Origin of the sequence: Candidatus Accumulibacter sp. ACC012 (genome assembly GCF_907163155.1) — a bacterium.
In the GTDB taxonomy this organism is placed as follows: Bacteria; Pseudomonadota; Gammaproteobacteria; order Burkholderiales; family Rhodocyclaceae; genus Accumulibacter; species Accumulibacter delftensis.
In genome coordinates this window covers 345319-361635 of record NZ_CAJQUC010000003.1, presented here as the reverse complement: position 1 = coordinate 361635, position 16317 = coordinate 345319, and the positions used below count along the sequence as shown (strand labels likewise).

12 protein-coding genes and 1 pseudogene are annotated in these 16317 nt (G+C 62.7%); 8 read left to right on the top strand and 5 right to left on the bottom strand.

Annotated features, from left to right (window positions below; translation table 11 throughout):
• Positions 1-78: 78 nt before the first annotated feature.
• The gene (locus QZ648_RS05065) at positions 79-438 is read right to left on the bottom strand and encodes a hypothetical protein (RefSeq protein WP_291996299.1); all 360 of its coding nucleotides are present in this window, start codon (positions 436-438) and stop codon (positions 79-81) included.
• Between the two features lie 312 nt (positions 439-750).
• Positions 751-1008: pseudogene (locus QZ648_RS05060) on the bottom strand (ArsA-related P-loop ATPase); the annotation flags it as partial.
• Between the two features lie 340 nt (positions 1009-1348).
• Here QZ648_RS05060 and QZ648_RS05055 point away from each other — a divergent pair.
• Genes QZ648_RS05055 through QZ648_RS05045 form a run of 3 tightly spaced genes read left to right on the top strand, consistent with a single transcriptional unit; the run spans position 1349 to position 2840 of the window.
• Positions 1349-2398 carry a Fic family protein gene (locus QZ648_RS05055; protein ID WP_291996298.1) on the top strand — a complete coding sequence of 350 codons (1050 nt, stop codon included), beginning with the start codon at positions 1349-1351 and terminating at the stop codon, positions 2396-2398.
• Positions 2399-2429: 31 nt separating this feature from the next.
• The gene (locus tag QZ648_RS05050) at positions 2430-2606 is read left to right on the top strand and encodes a hypothetical protein (protein ID WP_291996297.1); all 177 of its coding nucleotides are present in this window, start codon (positions 2430-2432) and stop codon (positions 2604-2606) included.
• A gap of 33 nt (positions 2607-2639) precedes the next feature.
• Complete coding sequence (locus tag QZ648_RS05045; RefSeq protein ID WP_291996561.1) at positions 2640-2840, top strand: hypothetical protein; 201 nt, start codon at positions 2640-2642, stop codon at positions 2838-2840.
• A gap of 536 nt (positions 2841-3376) precedes the next feature.
• On the opposite strand, the gene QZ648_RS05040 is transcribed toward QZ648_RS05045, so the two are convergent.
• Entirely contained in the window at positions 3377-4030 is a 654-nt protein-coding gene (locus QZ648_RS05040; protein ID WP_291996296.1) for a PEP-CTERM sorting domain-containing protein, read from the bottom strand.
• 252 nt (positions 4031-4282) lie between these two features.
• Here QZ648_RS05040 and QZ648_RS05035 point away from each other — a divergent pair, with 252 nt between their 5' ends.
• The 3 genes from QZ648_RS05035 (at position 4283) to QZ648_RS05025 (ending at position 10039) form a co-directional block, all read left to right on the top strand.
• Positions 4283-5578, top strand: a complete 1296-nt coding sequence (locus QZ648_RS05035; RefSeq protein ID WP_291996295.1) for an ISL3 family transposase — start codon at positions 4283-4285, stop codon at positions 5576-5578.
• Positions 5579-5819: 241 nt separating this feature from the next.
• A complete protein-coding gene (locus QZ648_RS05030; RefSeq protein WP_169068005.1) occupies positions 5820-7643 on the top strand; it encodes a serine protease in 1824 nt (607 codons plus the stop codon).
• Positions 7640-10039: a serine protease gene (locus tag QZ648_RS05025; protein WP_169068004.1), complete on the top strand. Its 2400-nt coding sequence runs from the start codon at positions 7640-7642 to the stop codon at positions 10037-10039. Before QZ648_RS05030 ends, QZ648_RS05025 begins: the two co-directional genes overlap by 4 nt.
• Positions 10040-11029: 990 nt before the next feature.
• Here QZ648_RS05025 and QZ648_RS05020 read toward each other — a convergent pair.
• Positions 11030-11278, bottom strand: coding sequence for a hypothetical protein (locus tag QZ648_RS05020; RefSeq protein ID WP_291996294.1), 249 nt, complete (start codon positions 11276-11278; stop codon positions 11030-11032).
• 147 nt (positions 11279-11425) lie between these two features.
• Here QZ648_RS05020 and QZ648_RS05015 point away from each other — a divergent pair, with 147 nt between their 5' ends.
• Complete coding sequence (locus tag QZ648_RS05015) at positions 11426-11572, top strand: hypothetical protein (RefSeq protein WP_291996293.1); 147 nt, start codon at positions 11426-11428, stop codon at positions 11570-11572.
• Between the two features lie 222 nt (positions 11573-11794).
• On the opposite strand, the gene QZ648_RS05010 is transcribed toward QZ648_RS05015, so the two are convergent.
• Positions 11795-12262, bottom strand: coding sequence for a hypothetical protein (locus tag QZ648_RS05010; RefSeq protein WP_169068002.1), 468 nt, complete (start codon positions 12260-12262; stop codon positions 11795-11797).
• 976 nt (positions 12263-13238) lie between these two features.
• Here QZ648_RS05010 and QZ648_RS05005 point away from each other — a divergent pair.
• Complete coding sequence (locus tag QZ648_RS05005; protein ID WP_291996292.1) at positions 13239-16316, top strand: BPTD_3080 family restriction endonuclease; 3078 nt, start codon at positions 13239-13241, stop codon at positions 16314-16316.
• The last annotated feature ends 1 nt before the right edge of the window (position 16317 follow it).

Below are 16317 nucleotides of genomic sequence, written 5' to 3'. Positions count from 1 at the left end.
CCCGGCCTATTCCCGCCTATCCCACTGGCCGCTGGACCTTGAGCACGCGTAACTGACAAGACTCTTGTCCATCGACCTTCAGTTCCGCCCCCTCTCCCGGTAAGCAGCCAAGGAGCGCCAGCGCCAGCCGATACCGGGCAGATAGAGCGCGAAGCCAATGGCGTCGACTATGTGGCGGACGAATCGCTTGCCGTCACGGGTCTTCCCGAAGAGGGTCAAGCGCAGGACTGTGGCATCACCGGCGACGACGCGCAGGCCGTACCAGAGGGGAAAGCCGAACTGCGCATCGACCAGGGCCAGGAAATGATCGTTGAGGACCTCAAAGGCTGCGACCGACACCTGCATTCGGGCTTTGGCAAAGGCCTGCGCCGAGACTTCTCGCAGCAGATCGGCGCGGTTGGCCAGGCTGGCAAAGAACGCGTCCAGTTCAGACTGCACTTTGGAGGTGTATCCGCCGAGCAGGCAGGCGATCAGGCGGGGGAAACTGAGGACACCTGTTCGTGAGAACGCTTTTTCTGTCAGACGCGACTTGACGAAAAAAGCGTGAGAAAAAAGACGTTAGAAAAATGGTGCGCCAAGTTGGGAGCATTGGGTGGCGCAGCCGACTAACTTGCTGTCGATAAACGTGTTCTTGCCCCCTTCGCCGGCATCCAAAAGGAACTGTGGCGCGCTAGCAATAATCGCCCGCAAAGGCTTGCCAATACTAGCTTTCAGCAGTTTCGCCCGATGTTCAACAGAGGCATCCAGGATCATCGGCGTCGTGAAATGCAGGTCCTTGCCGCTCATCTGGCGGGCGATCTCGCGGTGATAGGCCCCGCTTGCGTCGAGGAGCAGCAGCGGATGGCCGGTCGGCGCGGTATCCATCACCACGAACCTCTTGCCGGCCTCGCGGATGACCCGGGAAAACGCCTGAAAGACGGTAATTTCCTCGGTGCAGGGCGAACGCAGATCTTCCTCGAGGGGGGCACGCCCCTAGGCGTCGAGCGATGCTCCCCTGCTTTCGACGACGTGCGTTATCGGCGTCGGCGAGACTGGGAGGCGCAACGGAGGCCGGACGAGCCAACCCCAAGCGACTGCTTTACGGCGGCAAACTTGGCTTGGCCACTGGGCGGTATCGGCCAGGTGCCGCCGTTCAATGATCCCGGTAAGCAGCCATCCGAGCGACTGCTCCACCCCCGAACCTGCCGGAAGGGCAATTCACCCAACTCGGCCAAAGCTGTCGGTGACGATCTTCGCCAACTGCGTCCGCTATGCACCGATTACCCGCTACATGGCGAAACGTTACGCGCTCCGTATTTGATAAATCTCCCTGTTTAAATGGGTGCAAATGGATGTAGTATTGGCGCCCATGATCCCCTCGAATGCCGTTCAGATAACCCCAGAAATCCTGACTCTCATCGCTGGAATCGATGAGTTCAAGGGTGCATGGCGTGCGCTCGGTACGCTAGCGCCTGATCGGCTATCCGCTCTGCGTCGGGTTGCCACCATCGAGAGCATCGGTTCATCTACCCGTATTGAGGGCAGCAGCTTGTCCGATCGCGAGGTCGAGCGCCTGCTCTCCAATCTGCAGATCAAGTCTTTTGCAACCCGGGACGAACAGGAGGTTGCCGGTTACTCCGAGGTTATGGAACTGGTGTTTTCGTCCTGGCAGGACATCGAACTGACCGAGAACCACCTCAAACAACTGCACCGCGACCTCCTGACCTACAGCGAGAAGGACGCCTGGCATCGGGGCAATTACAAGACTTCGACGAATAGCGTGGTCGCTGTTGACGAGGACGGGAAGCAACTGGGCGTTGTCTTCGCAACCGCGACACCATTCGATACGCCATCCCTGATGACTGAACTGATCAGCTGGTTCAATGCGGAACGCGAAACGGCACGGCTTCACCCCTTGCTGTTGATCGGCATCTGGATCGTGGTCTTCCTCGAGATTCACCCATTCCAGGACGGTAACGGCCGACTTAGCCGGGTTCTCACTACCTTATTGTTGTTGCAGGCGGGGTACGCCTACGTACCTTATAGTTCGTTGGAAAGCGTGATTGAGCAGAGCAAGGAAGCGTACTACCTCGCGTTGCGGCAAACGCAAGGCTCGATCCGCACGAACGAGCCGAATTGGCAACCGTGGCTGACGTTCTTCCTGCGCGCGCTTGCGGAGCAGGTCCGCCGCCTCAATCGCAAGGTCGAACGCGAGAAGCTAGTGTTGGCCTCGCTACCGGAGCTTTCGCTACAAATCGTCGAGTTCGCACGCGAGCATGGACGTATCACCATGGGCGATGCGATTCGGCTGACCAAAGGCAATCGCAACACGCTCAAGCAACATTTCCGGGCGCTCGTGGAGCAAGGCCACCTTGGTCAACACGGCGCCGGCAGAGGCGTCTGGTACGAGTTGCGATAAGTGGCATCGTCGGCTTGCTGCGGCCATCGCCGTGAGCGAAACGCAACTCAAACAACTCCAGGCCGACAAGGCTCGCTTGCCCGAGCGCATCAATGTCGCGGGGCTGTCCGATTACCGCTCCTTCAACGCCATCGATAACGAGGGCAAGAATCTCTTTGACTTCGTTACGAGTTCCGTATGGAACGTGCGCCGCCAGCTTCTCGATTGACTTGACGACAGCTATGCCAAGGAGAGCGATCGGGTGGACCTGCTCTATGCGATCTTCAACTGCCATGGCTGGGTACGCAGTGACGAGCACTGGGTGGTCGTGCGCCTGGAGCCGCTACAGCAACCCGCCCGCCGTTATGCCCAAGAACAGCTGTGCCGTAAGCTCACTGGCCTCGGCGCCAGGATTCCCGGCGGAAAATGGCTGCGCATCGAGGTCGGCCAGTCTCCGCTATGAGACGGCCTTCGCCGACCTACTGTCCAAAATTCGACCACGTTCGCCGGGGATTCCGGGAGGTCTGTAATTTCCTCGGTGCAGGGCGAACGCAGATCTTCCTCGAGGAGGGCACGCCCCTTGGCGTCGAGCGATGGTCCCCTGCTTTTGACGACGTGCGTTATAGGCGTCGGCGAGACTGGGAGGCGCAACGGAGGCCGGACGAGCCAACCCCGAGCGACTGCTTTACGGCGGTAAACTTGGCTTGGCCACTGGGCGGTATCGGCCACGAACAGCCATTCGCATTTTCGACAGAGCAGCCATTCAGACTTCCGCTCTACTCTGATAGCTGCCGGAAGACCTGTGGGTGCAACCCGGCCTTATGTGGAGCTCCACATAAGGCCGATCAGTTACCGGTCGGACTGCAACACCGTCGAACGCGCTGCAGGGCCTGCGACCAAACGCGATGGCTTGTCTAAGTGGCGTAATTGCCGAAAGCGGAGACCCTGCACGCCAAAAAAATGAGATGCACAGGCGGCGCACAATACGGCGGATGGCTTTCAGGCCAGTCGCTGCCGCCGAATAGCTGCCAAGCCAATCACTCCAAGGGCGAGACAGGCCAGAACGCCAGGCTCGGACACCGATGTCGGCGCTGCTGCATGCGCAACGATGTCGTAACGGTAGGATTGGACACTGCCAAAGCTGCTTGGCCCGTGGCCGCTAACCAGAAGTGTGACGCCGTCAAACTCGCCGGAAAATTCACCGTTGCTGCCAAATGCGCTACAACCGCCCGCAAAATGCAATTCGCAGGGATTGCCGTTTGAGGCGAAGCTCTGGCCGCTGACGATGCCGAAATGGCGCGGTAAAGAAAACCCCAGCGCCGCCCCTCCACCGGCGTCAACGACCGGGGAGTCAAAACGAACGAGGTCCACGTCGATTAACTGCAGCGGAAAGAAGGAAACGGGAAAAGATTGCGATTCAAAAACGACATCGAAACTGCCCGAGAGAGCAAAGGTCTGCGGTGGCGGCTGGCCGCAGTTTCCGGATACGTCGCAGATAATTTGTTGGCTCCCGGAAAAAGTAACCATACTCTGGTTGGCATCGATCGTTACGACCAGCGCATGCGCATTGCTGGCAATCAAACTCAGCAGCAAGCCTTGCGCGAGCCGAGACACAACCGCACACCAGGATTTAAAGAATTTATTCGCGTTCAAGATGATTGCTCCCGTGTTTGGATGGTAAAGCTGTCGTCAGCGTTGCATGCATTCATGGGACCGTAGTCGGTCGCTGTGCGAGGCGATTATAGGCTCTATGTCGTTTCGTGTGGAACGGGCGCTGGTTTTGGCGGTTTGAGGGGGCGGCGATGTCAAGGGCGGACGCAGTCCGGGCGCAGCCGAACCCTTTACATCGCTGCCCGCTCGCTTACGCTTCCTCCGGGCCGAGGAAGGCAGTCTGCCGCCCTCGGCATGGAGGACAATAGCGGCCTTTCCTCTCGCGGCCTCTTCCTCATGATTGAAACGCTGTTCACCCAGGCTCTGGGCCTCGTTGCTCCTTGGCAGGTAGCTGAAGTCATCTTCAAGCCAGAGTCGGGACGGATCGATTTCCAGGTCCGATTTGGCGCGGCCAATCATGCTTGCCCGGCTTGCGGTGCGGCAGCGCAGCCGCTGCATGACCGCTTGGCGCGTTCCTGGCGCCATATGGATTTCTTTCAGTACGAAGCCCACCTGCATGCCGAGGTGCCGCGAGTGGCCTGTGCCGGTTGCGGCAAGGTCACGCAGATCGCCGTGCCTTGGGCGCGAGAAGGCAGTCGCTTCACCCTGCTGTTCGAGGCTTTGACGCTGATGCTGGCGCCGACCATGTCGGTCCTGGCGGCCGGCCGACTGCTGCGTGTGCGCAGTCGCAGACTGTGGCGCGTGATCAATCATCATGTGGGCCAAGCGCGTGCGCAGGAAAGTCATGCCGAGGTTCGCGTGATTGGCGTCGATGAGACCGCCAGTAAGCGCGGCCAGACGTACATCTCTGTTTTTTATGATCTTGATGCACAGCGCTTGCTGTTTGCGACGCCGGGACGGGACAAGGCCACGCTCGGGAAGTTCGCCAGCGACCTTACCGAGCATGGTGGTCAGCCGACCGCGATCACCCATGTCAGCATGGACATGAGCGGCTCGTTCCAGGCCGGCGCCGCCGAGCACTTTCCAGCAGCCGAGGTCTGCTTTGACCGCTTTCACGTCGTTGCTCTGAGCAGCACGGCGCTGGACGAGGTGCGACGAGCAGAGGTCAAGAGCGAACCCGAACTGAAGGGCACCCGCTGGGGCCTGCACAAGAAGCCCGCCGACTGGACCGTCAAACAAACCGAGACCATGCACTGGTTGCAGCGCTCGAACCTCAAGACCGCACGGGCCTGGCGGATCAAGCAGGCGCTGCGCTCCATCTACGCCACCGCCACGACACCTGACGAGGCCACGCCCCTGCTCAAGCGCTGGCTCAGCTGGGCCAGCCGCTGCCGACTCGAACCATTCAAGCGCCTCGGCAGGACGATCAGCAAGCATCTTCCTGGCGTACTCAACGGTTTTAACGCCGGCAAACACAACGGCCGCGTCGAAGCGATGAATCGATCGCTCCAGGAGGCGCGCGCACGGGCGCGCGGCTATCGCCGCGTCGAAAACTTCATCGCCATGGCCTACCTTATCGCTGGGAAGCTCACTCATTTGCCCACCTCGCCCTTCGCCCCGTTCTTGCCCGTTCCACAGGAAACGACCTAAACCCCGATTATATTGGTAGGCGAGTCACTTGCAGCGATAGCTGGAAAATAAACTTTTGTCGCTGGTTTGCCCGTTTTCGAGTTCTTGATCGTCGGCAAGTAAAGCGTGTGTACAATCCTTGCGTCCCCGAAGTTCACCAAAAAAAAACCACGCCCGACTCCGAGCATGCCGATAGGGCGCTTGCCCGCTCTGCTTGCCCTTTCGCCGACAGCTTCTCAGCCGCCCAACCCCGAGGTCGCCAATGAAAATTCTCTTTGCCGTGCTCTCCGGCTGCGGCTGCATCGCTCTCGCCAGCCCGCCGACTGTGGCGGCGGAGCTGTCGCCCGCCGAGGTCTATGCGCTCGCTGCACCGGCGATCGGCACGCTGGAGCTACGTAGCGCGGACGGTAGCCAGAGCGATCTGCGCAGCGCGTTGCTGGTGGTGCCTGATCGCTTCGTCAGTGTTTGCGATGGACTCGCGGAAGCCGGATCGTTGCAGATCAGCCTGCCGTCGGGGCGCTTTGCGGCGCGCCTGGAGGCACAGGACGCGGAGCGCAATCTGTGCATTCTGTCGACGCCGGTTGCCAGTCACGCGCTGCCGGCCCTGGCGCTTCGCCAGACGGCTGCGCAGCCGGGCCTGCGCGTCTTTGCCGTGGCCAATGCACTCGGCTACGGTGTCGGCATCTCCGATGGCCTGGTCAGCGGCTTGCGGGCCTTCCCCAGCGGCGACTACATCCAGTTTTCGGCACCCATCTCGCCCGGTGCGCAGGGCGGCGCCTTGCTCGACAGCGAGGGGAAACTGCTGGGGATTGTCGACTACCGGCAGCGCAGCGGTCAGAACGTCAACTTCGCTGCGCCGGCGGCATGGATCGCCGAAATCGAGACTCGCGCCGCGACCCAGGGCGACGCGAATCGCTTCGACGCCGAGGCCAGCAAGCTGGTCAGCGAGCGGCGCTGGGCGGAGCTCGACAAGTTGGCCAGACGCTGGGCCAGTCAGGCGCCGGCGTCGCCGCAGGCCTGGCGCTATGCAGCGCTAGCCGCCGGAGAAGTTGGTGACGTGGCGCAGGAAGAGCGCGCCTGGCGCAGGTTGCAGGGGCTCGATCGCGGCTCGAATCAGGGTGGCATCGGCCTTGGCGCAGCGCTGCTCAAAGAGGGTCGTTTCGACGACGCCCTGGCCGAGGTCGAGAAACTACTGGCGCGCGACCGCCAGGATGCGTCGATCTGGTTCCTCTACGGCCGTATTCTGCAGGCCGCACGGCGTGCCGGCGATGCGGAAGCGGCGTATCGCCAAGCCACCCAGCTCGACCCGTGGTTGATCCGCGCCTACGTCAATCTGGCCGAACTCGCCCAGCAGCGCGGTGATCACGCGACGGCGGCGGCGATATGGAGCCGGCTCTCAGGTCTCGACCCTGCCAACACCGATTTCCGTTACCAACTGATCGGCCTGTACTTGCAGGCCAACAAGCCCGAGCGGGCCTTCATCAGCCTCGCCGGCTTGCCGGCAAGCGAAGTCGACACTGCCACCGCCAACTACCTGCAAGGACTGACGCTACGCCAACTGGGCCGGCCGGTGGACGGCGTTGCCGCCTTGCGCCGAAGCATCGCCAAAGCGCCGCCGGGCGAGGCGCAAGCGTGGATCGCGCTGGCCATCGCTCTGGCCGAACTGGACCGCCACCCTGAGGCCATAGAGGCCTCTCGCCAGGCCTTGAAAGTCGCACCAGAGAGCGACGCCGCCAAGTTCTGGCTGGCGGTCGAGCTGAAGGATGGTGGCCGGGCGAACGAGGCGCTGGCGATCGCTCGCGAGCTGACTGCGGCGCATCCTGCCGACCCCGCCGCCTGGCGGCAACAGGGCTTCGCGCTGGCGGTTCTGGACCAGCGCAAAGCAGCCATTACGGCGCTTGAGAAGTCGCTGGAACTCGATCCAAAACAGGCCAAGGTGTGGGCGGCGCTGGCCGAAGTCTGCCACGCCGACGGGCAGCAAAGCGCCGCCCGCCGTGCCTACGAACAGTTGCGCGCGGTCGACCCCGAATACGCCCGCGATACCTATCGCACGCTGATCGTCACCTATGAGGAGGGGGCGCAATGATTCCGGGAAGAGTATCCTCGGCGGCGCTAATCGCTACCGCCTGCGCCAGCCTGTTCAGTACCGCCACGGCTGCGGATCTGTCGCCGGAGCAACTCTTCGCCATGGTCTCGCCGGCTGTGGTCAGCGTGCGCGCCGTCGACGATCAGGGCGGCGAATTGGCTCAAGGCAGCGGCGTCGTCGTCGGCCCGGAACAGGTGGCGACCAATTGCCACGTCGTCCGCGACGCGATGCAAATTCGCATCGAAGCCGGCACGCAGGCACTGGTCGGCCGTTGGACACGGGTCGACGGCCAGCGCGACGTCTGCCTGCTCACCGTCGACGGGCTTAAGGCCAAGCCCGTCGCTCTGCGCAGCAGCGACTCGCTGCAGGTCGGCGAGCGCGTGCTGGCAGTCGGCAATCCGCTTGGTTTCGGTCTCGCGGCGAGCAGCGGCTTGCTGGTCGGCAAGCACGACGGCGACAAGACTCTGCTCACCAGCGCAGCGATCTCGCCCGGTTCGAGTGGCGGCGGCCTCTTCGACGGCCAGGGTCGGTTGATCGGCTTCACCACCGCCATCCTCGGCACCGGCCAGAACCTCAATCTGGTGCTCTCGGCCGATGGTGTCGATCGCTTGTCGGCGCAGGGCCAGCCGCCACCGGCGGCGCCAGCGATCCCATCGCCCGAGCCACGTTGGCGCGACGAAGCCACGGCCCTGGTCAGCAAATCCGACTGGCCGGCGTTGGCCGCGCACGCCCGCCGTTGGCTGCAAGCGCAACCGACTTCTGCCCTCGCCTATATCTATCTCGCCCAGGCACTGGACCAATCCGGCCGCCACCAGGAAGCCGCAGCAGCCGCCGAAGAGTCGCTCCGCCTCGACCCGTACTCCTCCACCGGCTGGACGCAGAAAGCCGTGCTGGCCAAGGCGCGTGGCGATCACGACGCTGCCGAAGCGGCTCTTGTCCGTGCCATTGAGCTGCGGCCGAGCAATGCGACGCCGCGGCGTATCCGTGCGGACTGGCTGTTCGCTGCCAGGCGCTTCGGCGAAGCGCGTGTTGAAGCACAGGCGGCGACCCGCTTCGCGGCCGGCGAGCCAAGTGCCTGGAGCCGGCTCGGCGCGATCGAAGACGCGCTCGGTCAACATGCCGACGCCGCGCATGCCTACCGCATCGCGCTGCGTCTCGACCAGCAGAATGACGAAATCCGCCAGCAGCTAGCGCAGGCGCTGGCCAAACAAGGTAAGAGCGAAGACGCCAGGCGGGGCGTTTCGGCACCGCGAACAGGCGCTGCCGACGCTGGCGACGCCCCTGCCAACGCCAACTCCGAGGCGGCAACCTGGCGGACGATCGGCTTCAGCGAGCTTGAGCGCAAGCGCTACGGGCCGGCACAGGACGCTTTCCGCAAGGCGCTACAGCTGGCGCCGGAAGCGCCGGACGCCCCGGGCGCCTGGAATGGGCTGGGCACGGCCCTGACCCACCTCAACCGCCTGGCCGAAGCCGAGCAGGCCTACGATGAGGCACTGCGCCGGGCACCGAAAAACGCAGAGGCGCGCGCCAATCGGGCCAGCGTACGTAGCACACTTGGCCAGCAGGCGGCGGCACTCGAAGACATTCGGCAAGCAACCAGCGAAGCGCCGCTGAACGCCAACGTCTGGCGCATCTTCGGCGCGATCAGCCTGAACGCAAAGAACTACCCGGATGCGGTGGCGGCTTTCAGCCAGTTGGACGCGCTGCAGCAAGCGACCCCCGACGATCTCGTTTCGCTCGGTGAAAGCCTGGCCGCGGTCGGCCGGCTGGCCGATGGCCTGAGCGTGCTGCGCCGTGCCGAGGCGGCGAAGCCGCAGCCGCCACGACTGCCGCTGTCGATGGCTAAGGTGCTCGGCGAATCGGGCGACGTCACCGCGGCGCTGCCTTACATCGAGCTCGCCATCGCTGCCCAGCCGAGCAGCCCCGAGGCCTGGAGTAGCAAGGGCTATGCCCTGATGCGCCTGGGGCGACTGCCCGAAGCAAGGGACGCGCTGGAGACGACGGTGCGCCTCGCGCCCGAGCTGGTCAACGGCTGGATCAATCTTGGCCAGGTGCAACTGCGCAGCGGCAATCTCGCGCGCGCCATCGAAGCGCTGGAAAAAGCCATCGCCCTCAAGCCCGACGCCCTCGATGGGCGACTCTATCTCGCCCAGAGCTACCTCGGTGCGCGCCTGTCGGCGAAAGCGCGTGAGCAGGCGAGCGTCGTACTCGCTCGCCTGCCCGATCAGCCGGGCGGCCTGAGCATTCTGACCATGAGCTACCTGCTGGAAGGCAACGCCGCCGCTGCTGCAGGCTCTTACGCGCGTCTCAAGGCGAGCAATCCCACTGCAGCACTGGCGATGAAGGCACAAGCGCAGCGCGCCGGCTTGAGCGCTGCTACGCAGCTGACGGATTGAGTTACGGGGGGGGGCAAGCTGCGGGCTGGCCCGCCGGCCACAATACGGCGGATAAGGGTGCGCGCAAGCGCTGGTCAGCAACAGTGATCAACTAACAGGCCAAACTTCGGGTATTCGGGGACACGGTTGCGCGCCCTTTGTACTATCTCTTGGCCCAGCTGTCGGACGTCTGCAATCGCCGATTACGCGGAACGCTCGATTATGTGGTGTAGATGAAGACGAATCTCCAGGAAGTCCTGCCATTGGGGTTTTTGCAGCGGGTGAAGCAACCGAGAAGCTCGACAAAATTCCTGCGGTCGTCTGATTTGAGTTTTAACTATCGCGCTCATCGTCATACGCTCTTAAGTCTAACTGCGTGACAACAAAAAAAACTTGCGGTCTAGTACTGAAAATCCCGAACTGGGTACCATGTATTTTTCTGGGTCCCGCAACGCGTTCGTTCCGCAAACCGACCAACAGCAGCACAAAGTTGGTTGACGAGCGGCAGGTCAGCTCTTAAACCTGCCGTTGAGTCTGTGCCGTGGCGAGCGGCGGCAATGGGTCGGAACCGGGCGTAGCGAAACGATCGAAGCCGCCGTTCGGCGTGCTTGGCCACCGGATGGCCGGTAAAGGATCCATACCGGCCGGCCGCATAGTGTGCCGTCAATGACCGCTCTGGGCGAGGATCTGCCCGAGTCCGAAGGCAACCGGATGGCTGGTTCGAGATCAGTTACCTGGCGTTCGCGCCGGCTGTTTTTTCAGGCGCAACGTCCGTTGGTAGCCGACTGCCGACCGACGTCGCCCTGCGCCTGTTGACCACTGGCAGTGGTTTCTCTGCCCTGCTCTTCATGTGAAGCTAAGGCAGCAAGCGACCCATGCCCGCCTGAGGACGTCTGCTACGGCTACGGTCGCTTGGCGAAGCCTCAAGCTGCCGTGCGCACGCATCTGCGATCCTGCTGCTGCTCGGCAGCCGCAGGGGCGAGCACACTGTTGGAATACCTCGTTCGGCGTTCAAACGGCGCGTCCAAGCGGCGGCTTTCGATCGACCCGGCGGGACTGCCTGCCGCCGGGCCGGGCGGTGTTCATTTGAATGCTGTTGACCGACGGCTGGGCGCCGTCAATCGAGCCGTTCAGCGTCGGCGCCGATCGTTTCATCGCCGTGATGAAACATTCGCTGCGCAACAGCGATTGCTGCGTCTTTTTGATAGAAGCGCCGGGCGTCGCCGGCGAAGTTTGTAGCGGATTGATCGACAGTTGCATGAGCGCGGATCACGCTTCGATCTTTTTGATCCATGCTTCATCCGTGGCGACCCAGGGCGGATACTTTTTGCTCCAAGACTCATCTTTCCGCAACCATCCTTGCATCGCCGGCAGCGAACGGCCAGTGCGCGGCATCGATAGGGATCGATGCGCATCATCGATCGTTCTATCGTCGCCATCGATGCGCCGATGGCGACCATGAAAACCTGGATTATTTTTACCGACGCGTGGATCTTTTTCACCCAGGCTTCTATCGCCAGGATTCAAGCACGACATTTCAAGATCGAAGGCTGATTCTCGCGCGGCGATCGTCCATGGAAGGAGTTCGAGCAGGCGACATTCCCCGCTCAGCGGGAGACCCTTCGCCGCGGCACCCGCCCCCCGGCGAGCGGCGACCGCAGGCCGAGCGGCCGAGCGGCCGCCTGGCGGTGCGCGGAATCGTTGGAATCGTTGGAATCGTTGGAATCGTTGGAATCGTTAATCGTTGGAATCGCCGGAATCGTTGGAATCGCCGACTCAGGCGTCCGGCGTGCCAGGGCGGGCTTTGCGGGCAAAACGCTGGCCGAGGTCGCCAATCGCTTCCTCCAGCGCACCGGAAACAAGGTTGTGCACCTTGGCGTATTGATAAACCCGCAGGGCGGCGGCGTAGGCCTCGCTCCCGGCAGCGAAATAGGTGTCGTCCACTTGGCGCGACAGGGTTTCGATGGCGTGGCGAAGCGGATAAAGGCTCTCGACCAGCGCGACATCGCTGCGAAATTCCCCGAGCGGGAAGCTGCTCGGGAGTATTTCCGGTTGCGCTTCGGCAATGGCCAGGGCCTTGACCACGAAGGAGCGATTCTTCTCGCCGAACTTGAGCATCGTCATCCGCTCGTCAGTACCGAGGTCAATCAGGAAAGGCAAGGATTCGGCAAGGCTGGCCAGCGCGGCTTTGGCCTTTTCGCGTTGCTCGGAAGTGAAGCTGGCGTCGATGCGATTGCTGCCCATGGCCGTCTCCTTAATGGTCGTGCGTGCAAAGACATTTTGCAGGCAATGGAATTAAAGGCCGGTTCACCGAGCGTCGTCAAGACCCTCTGCGCACAAGGTTCCGACGCCACGCAGCGAAGGATAATCGGCGCACCGGCGCAGGCGAGTGTCGGCCTACGCGTTGTCGCCGCTGCCGCGAGTCGCGCCGCGCCATTTGTTCGTGCTCGGCGGGACGCCGCGCGCCTGTGCTCGCGGTCACAGCCAAAGATTGGCCTTCTGGTCTTGGATTTCCCGGTCAGCGTGACTCCTACAGCGAGGATCAGTCGGCGCCAACGCGAGCCCCACGGAGGTCGCCCCCCCGCCCAAGTTCACGCCACGCCGCCGCCGGGCAGTCGCCCGCCCTGCAAGAGATCCCCAAACGAGCAGCATCGACCCAGGTTCACCGTCACGGGGGGTGAAAAGCCTGGGCGCTCGGGCCGCACAGATAGCCTGAATTCAGCCCCTGATCGAGCCAGTTCTTGATGTGAAAGTCGCGTATGCGACTCACGAACCTCCCTTCCCCCCCTGCGGGAGAAGGGCCGGGGGTGAAGCGGGGAATTCAGGGAGCATGCTCGCTGCCCGGCGAACGATTCCGGCGTGCAAGCCGGAATGCGCACTGCAAGTGAGCGGCGGACGGGCATGACTATCATCATCCGGGGTATCTCGACTGTCATGATCGTTAGTGGCGCCGAGAACCTTCATCCGAGACGAGTTTGGCTTTCTTTTGCTTTTGGATTATGCCGGATGTTACTGTACATTCGCCTACGGTCGAGGACGTAGCGCAGCCAGGTGAGAAGGTGCTCCATCGCCATGGTCAGCCACCTCCGGCCGGGAGATTTTCCTGCATTACCTGCAGTGAGGGCTGCGCCTATCGGGACTTTTTTGACGCGCGCCCACAGATCATTGATGCGGCAGAACAAAACCGTCTGGCCAGTGGCCAGGACAACCGATAGCGACCATGTCCAACCCCTTCTTCGACCACCCGATTCTCAACTCGCCCTACGCGTGCCCCGCAAGACATTGGGAACTGAACGAAGACGGGCAACCGACCGAGCAGGTTCTCGAAACACGCAGGCGGGCGCAGTTCATTACGCCGATTCCCCAGCCCAGGAAGCGCAAGAGCGCCGCCAAGGGAAAGCAGGAAGCGTTTGTCTTCGAAGACAGCCAGGGACTGTCAACCAAGCAGCAACAGTACGACCCCACTTCGATCATCAATCAGGTGCGCGGGCATGTCGATTCCTGGCGCGCCTTGCCCAATCCCGGCCAGTGGCAGGTGACGCCGGAGACCGCGCGCCTGCTGCAGCATTGGCGTCACCACACTTTCAGTAGCATTCGGCCATTCTTCTGCCAGGTCGAGGCCGCGGAGACGGCGATCTGGCTCAGCGAAGTTGCGCCGCTGAGCAAGCAAGGCAAGGGCATCCTCGAACATCTCGCGGCGGCCAACCAGGACGCCAATCCGGAGTTGCTGCGCTTGGCGCTGAAGCTCGCCACCGGCGCCGGCAAGACGACGGTGATGGCCATGCTCCTCGCCTGGCAGACGATCAACGCGGTGCGCCGCCCCGCCAGCAGGAACTTCACGCGCGGCTTTCTGATTTGCGCGCCCGGCCTGACCATCAAGGACCGTCTGCGCGTTCTGCAGCCCAACGACCCCGACAGTTACTACAAGGACCGCGAACTGTTGCCAGGCGACATGCTCGACGACATGGGCCGTGCCAGGATCGTCATCACCAACTATCACGCTTTCAAGCTGCGCGAGCGCGTCCAGCTGGCCAAGGGCGGACGGCAGCTGCTGCAGGGCCGCGGCGGCGAAGAACTGCAGACGCTCGAAAGCGAAGGCCAGATGCTGCAACGGGTGATGCCCGAGTTGATGGGCATGAAGAACATTCTGGTGATCAACGACGAAGCGCACCACTGCTACCGCGAGAAACCGAAAGACGCTGATGATGAAGAACTGAAGGGCGACGAGCGCAAGGAAGCCGAGAAGAACAACGAAGCCGCCCGCCTGTGGATTTCCGGTATCGAGGCGGTCAAGCGCAAGCTTGGTGCAGCACGGGTCATCGACCTCTCGGCGACGCCGTTCTTCCTGCGCGGCTCGGGTTACGTCGAAGGCACGCTGTTCCCATGGACGATGAGCGACTTCTCGCTGATGGACGCCATCGAATGCGGCATCGTCAAACTGCCACGCGTGCCGGTCGCCGAGAACATCCCCGGCGACGAAATGCCGGTCTTCCGCAACCTCTGGGAGAACATCGGCAAGGAAATGCCGAAGAAAGGCCGCGGCCAGGGTGGGCAGCTCGACCCACTGAAGCTGCCGACGCGCCTGCAGACCGCCTTGCAAGCGCTCTACGGTCATTACGAAAAAACCTTCGGGCTTTGGGACGAGCATGGCATCAAGGTTCCTCCCTGCTTCATCATCGTCTGCCAGAACACGGCGATTTCCAAGCTGGTCTACGATTACGTCTCCGGTTTCCACCGCCAGCGCGAGGACGGCAGCAGCGCTCTCGAGAACGGCCGCCTGCCCCTGTTCCGCAATTTCGACGACAGCACCGGCAATCCTCTCGCACGCCCGAATACCCTGCTCATCGACAGCGAGCAGCTCGAAGCGGGCGACGCACTCGACGCCAGTTTCCGCGGCATGGCCGCCGACGAGATCGAGCGTTTTCGCCGTGAGATCGTCGAGCGCTCGGGCGACGCCCGTGCCGGCGACAACATCAGCGACCAGGAACTGCTGCGCGAGGTGATGAACACCGTCGGCAAGCCGGGACAACTTGGCGGCGCAATCCGCTGCGTGGTCTCGGTGTCCATGCTCACCGAGGGCTGGGACGCCAACACCGTCACCCACGTCCTCGGCATACGTGCCTTTGGCACACAGCTTCTCTGCGAGCAGGTGATCGGTCGCGCGCTGCGCCGACAATCCTACGAGCTCAACGAGGAAGGGCTGTTCAACGTCGAGTACGCCGATGTTTTCGGCATCCCCTTCGACTTCACCGCCAAGCCGGTCATCGCGCCACCACAGCCGCCGCGGCAAACCGTACAGGTCAAGGCGATGCGCCCCGAGCGCGACGCCCTCGAAATCCGTTTTCCCCGCGTCGATGGCTATCGCGTCGAGTTGCCGCAGGAACGACTGAGCGCCGCGTTCAACGACGAGTCCTTCCTGACGCTGAGCCCCGACCTCGTCGGCCCGTCGATCACCCGCAACTCCGGCATCATCGGCGAAGGCGTCGACATGAGCCTCCAGCATCTTGGCGATGTGCGCACGTCGACGCTGATCTTCGAGCTGACCAGGCGGCTTCTCTACAGCAAGTGGCGCGACCCCGGCGAGGAGCCGAAACTGCATCTGTTCGGCCAGCTCAAACGGATCACCCGACAGTGGCTGGACAGCTACCTGGTCTGCAAGGGCGGCACCTATCCCGCCCTGCTGATGTACCAGGAACTCGCCGACATGGCGTGCAACAAGATCACCGCCGCGATTACCCGCCAGTTCATCGGCCAGCGCCCGATCAAGGCCCTGCTCGATGCCTACAACCCGACCGGCTCGACCATGCACGTCCGCTTCAACACCTCGAAGACCGACCGCTGGGAAAGCAGCTCACGGTCTTGCCACATCAACTGGGTCGTTCTCGACAGCGACTGGGAAGGGGAATTCTGCCGCGTAGCGGAAGCGCACGCCAAGGTTCGCGCCTACGTCAAGAACCATAATCTCGGCCTCGAAGTGCCGTATCGTTTCGGGTCGGCGATGCGCAAGTATCTGCCCGACTTCATCGTACTGGTCGACGACGGCCATGGTGACGACGACCTGCTGCATCTCGTCGTCGAGATCAAGGGCTACCGTCGCGAGGACGCGGTCGAGAAGAAATCGACCATGGACAGCTACTGGGTCCCCGGCGTGAACCACCTCGGCAGCTACGGACGCTGGGCCTTTGCCGAGTTCACCGAGGTGTACCAGATCGAGGCCGACTTTGCCGCCAAGGTAGAAGGCGCGTTCAACAAGATGATCGAGTCCGCCGCAGCGCAAGCGGCGACAGGGAAGCAATAGA

Bases quoted from the DNA above. Each gene is read 5' to 3' on its own strand.
- QZ648_RS05025 (WP_169068004.1), top strand. From the start codon at position 7,640: ATGATTCCGGGAAGAGTATCCTCGGCGGCGCTAATCGCTACCGCCTGC.
- QZ648_RS05030 (WP_169068005.1), top strand. From the start codon at position 5,820: ATGAAAATTCTCTTTGCCGTGCTCTCCGGCTGCGGCTGCATCGCTCTC.
- QZ648_RS05015 (WP_291996293.1), top strand. From the start codon at position 11,426: ATGCGCATCATCGATCGTTCTATCGTCGCCATCGATGCGCCGATGGCG.
- QZ648_RS05055 (WP_291996298.1), top strand. From the start codon at position 1,349: ATGATCCCCTCGAATGCCGTTCAGATAACCCCAGAAATCCTGACTCTC.
- QZ648_RS05010 (WP_169068002.1), bottom strand. From the start codon at position 12,262: ATGGGCAGCAATCGCATCGACGCCAGCTTCACTTCCGAGCAACGCGAA.
- QZ648_RS05005 (WP_291996292.1), top strand. From the start codon at position 13,239: ATGTCCAACCCCTTCTTCGACCACCCGATTCTCAACTCGCCCTACGCG.
- QZ648_RS05035 (WP_291996295.1), top strand. From the start codon at position 4,283: ATGGAGGACAATAGCGGCCTTTCCTCTCGCGGCCTCTTCCTCATGATT.
- QZ648_RS05020 (WP_291996294.1), bottom strand. From the start codon at position 11,278: ATGCAACTGTCGATCAATCCGCTACAAACTTCGCCGGCGACGCCCGGC.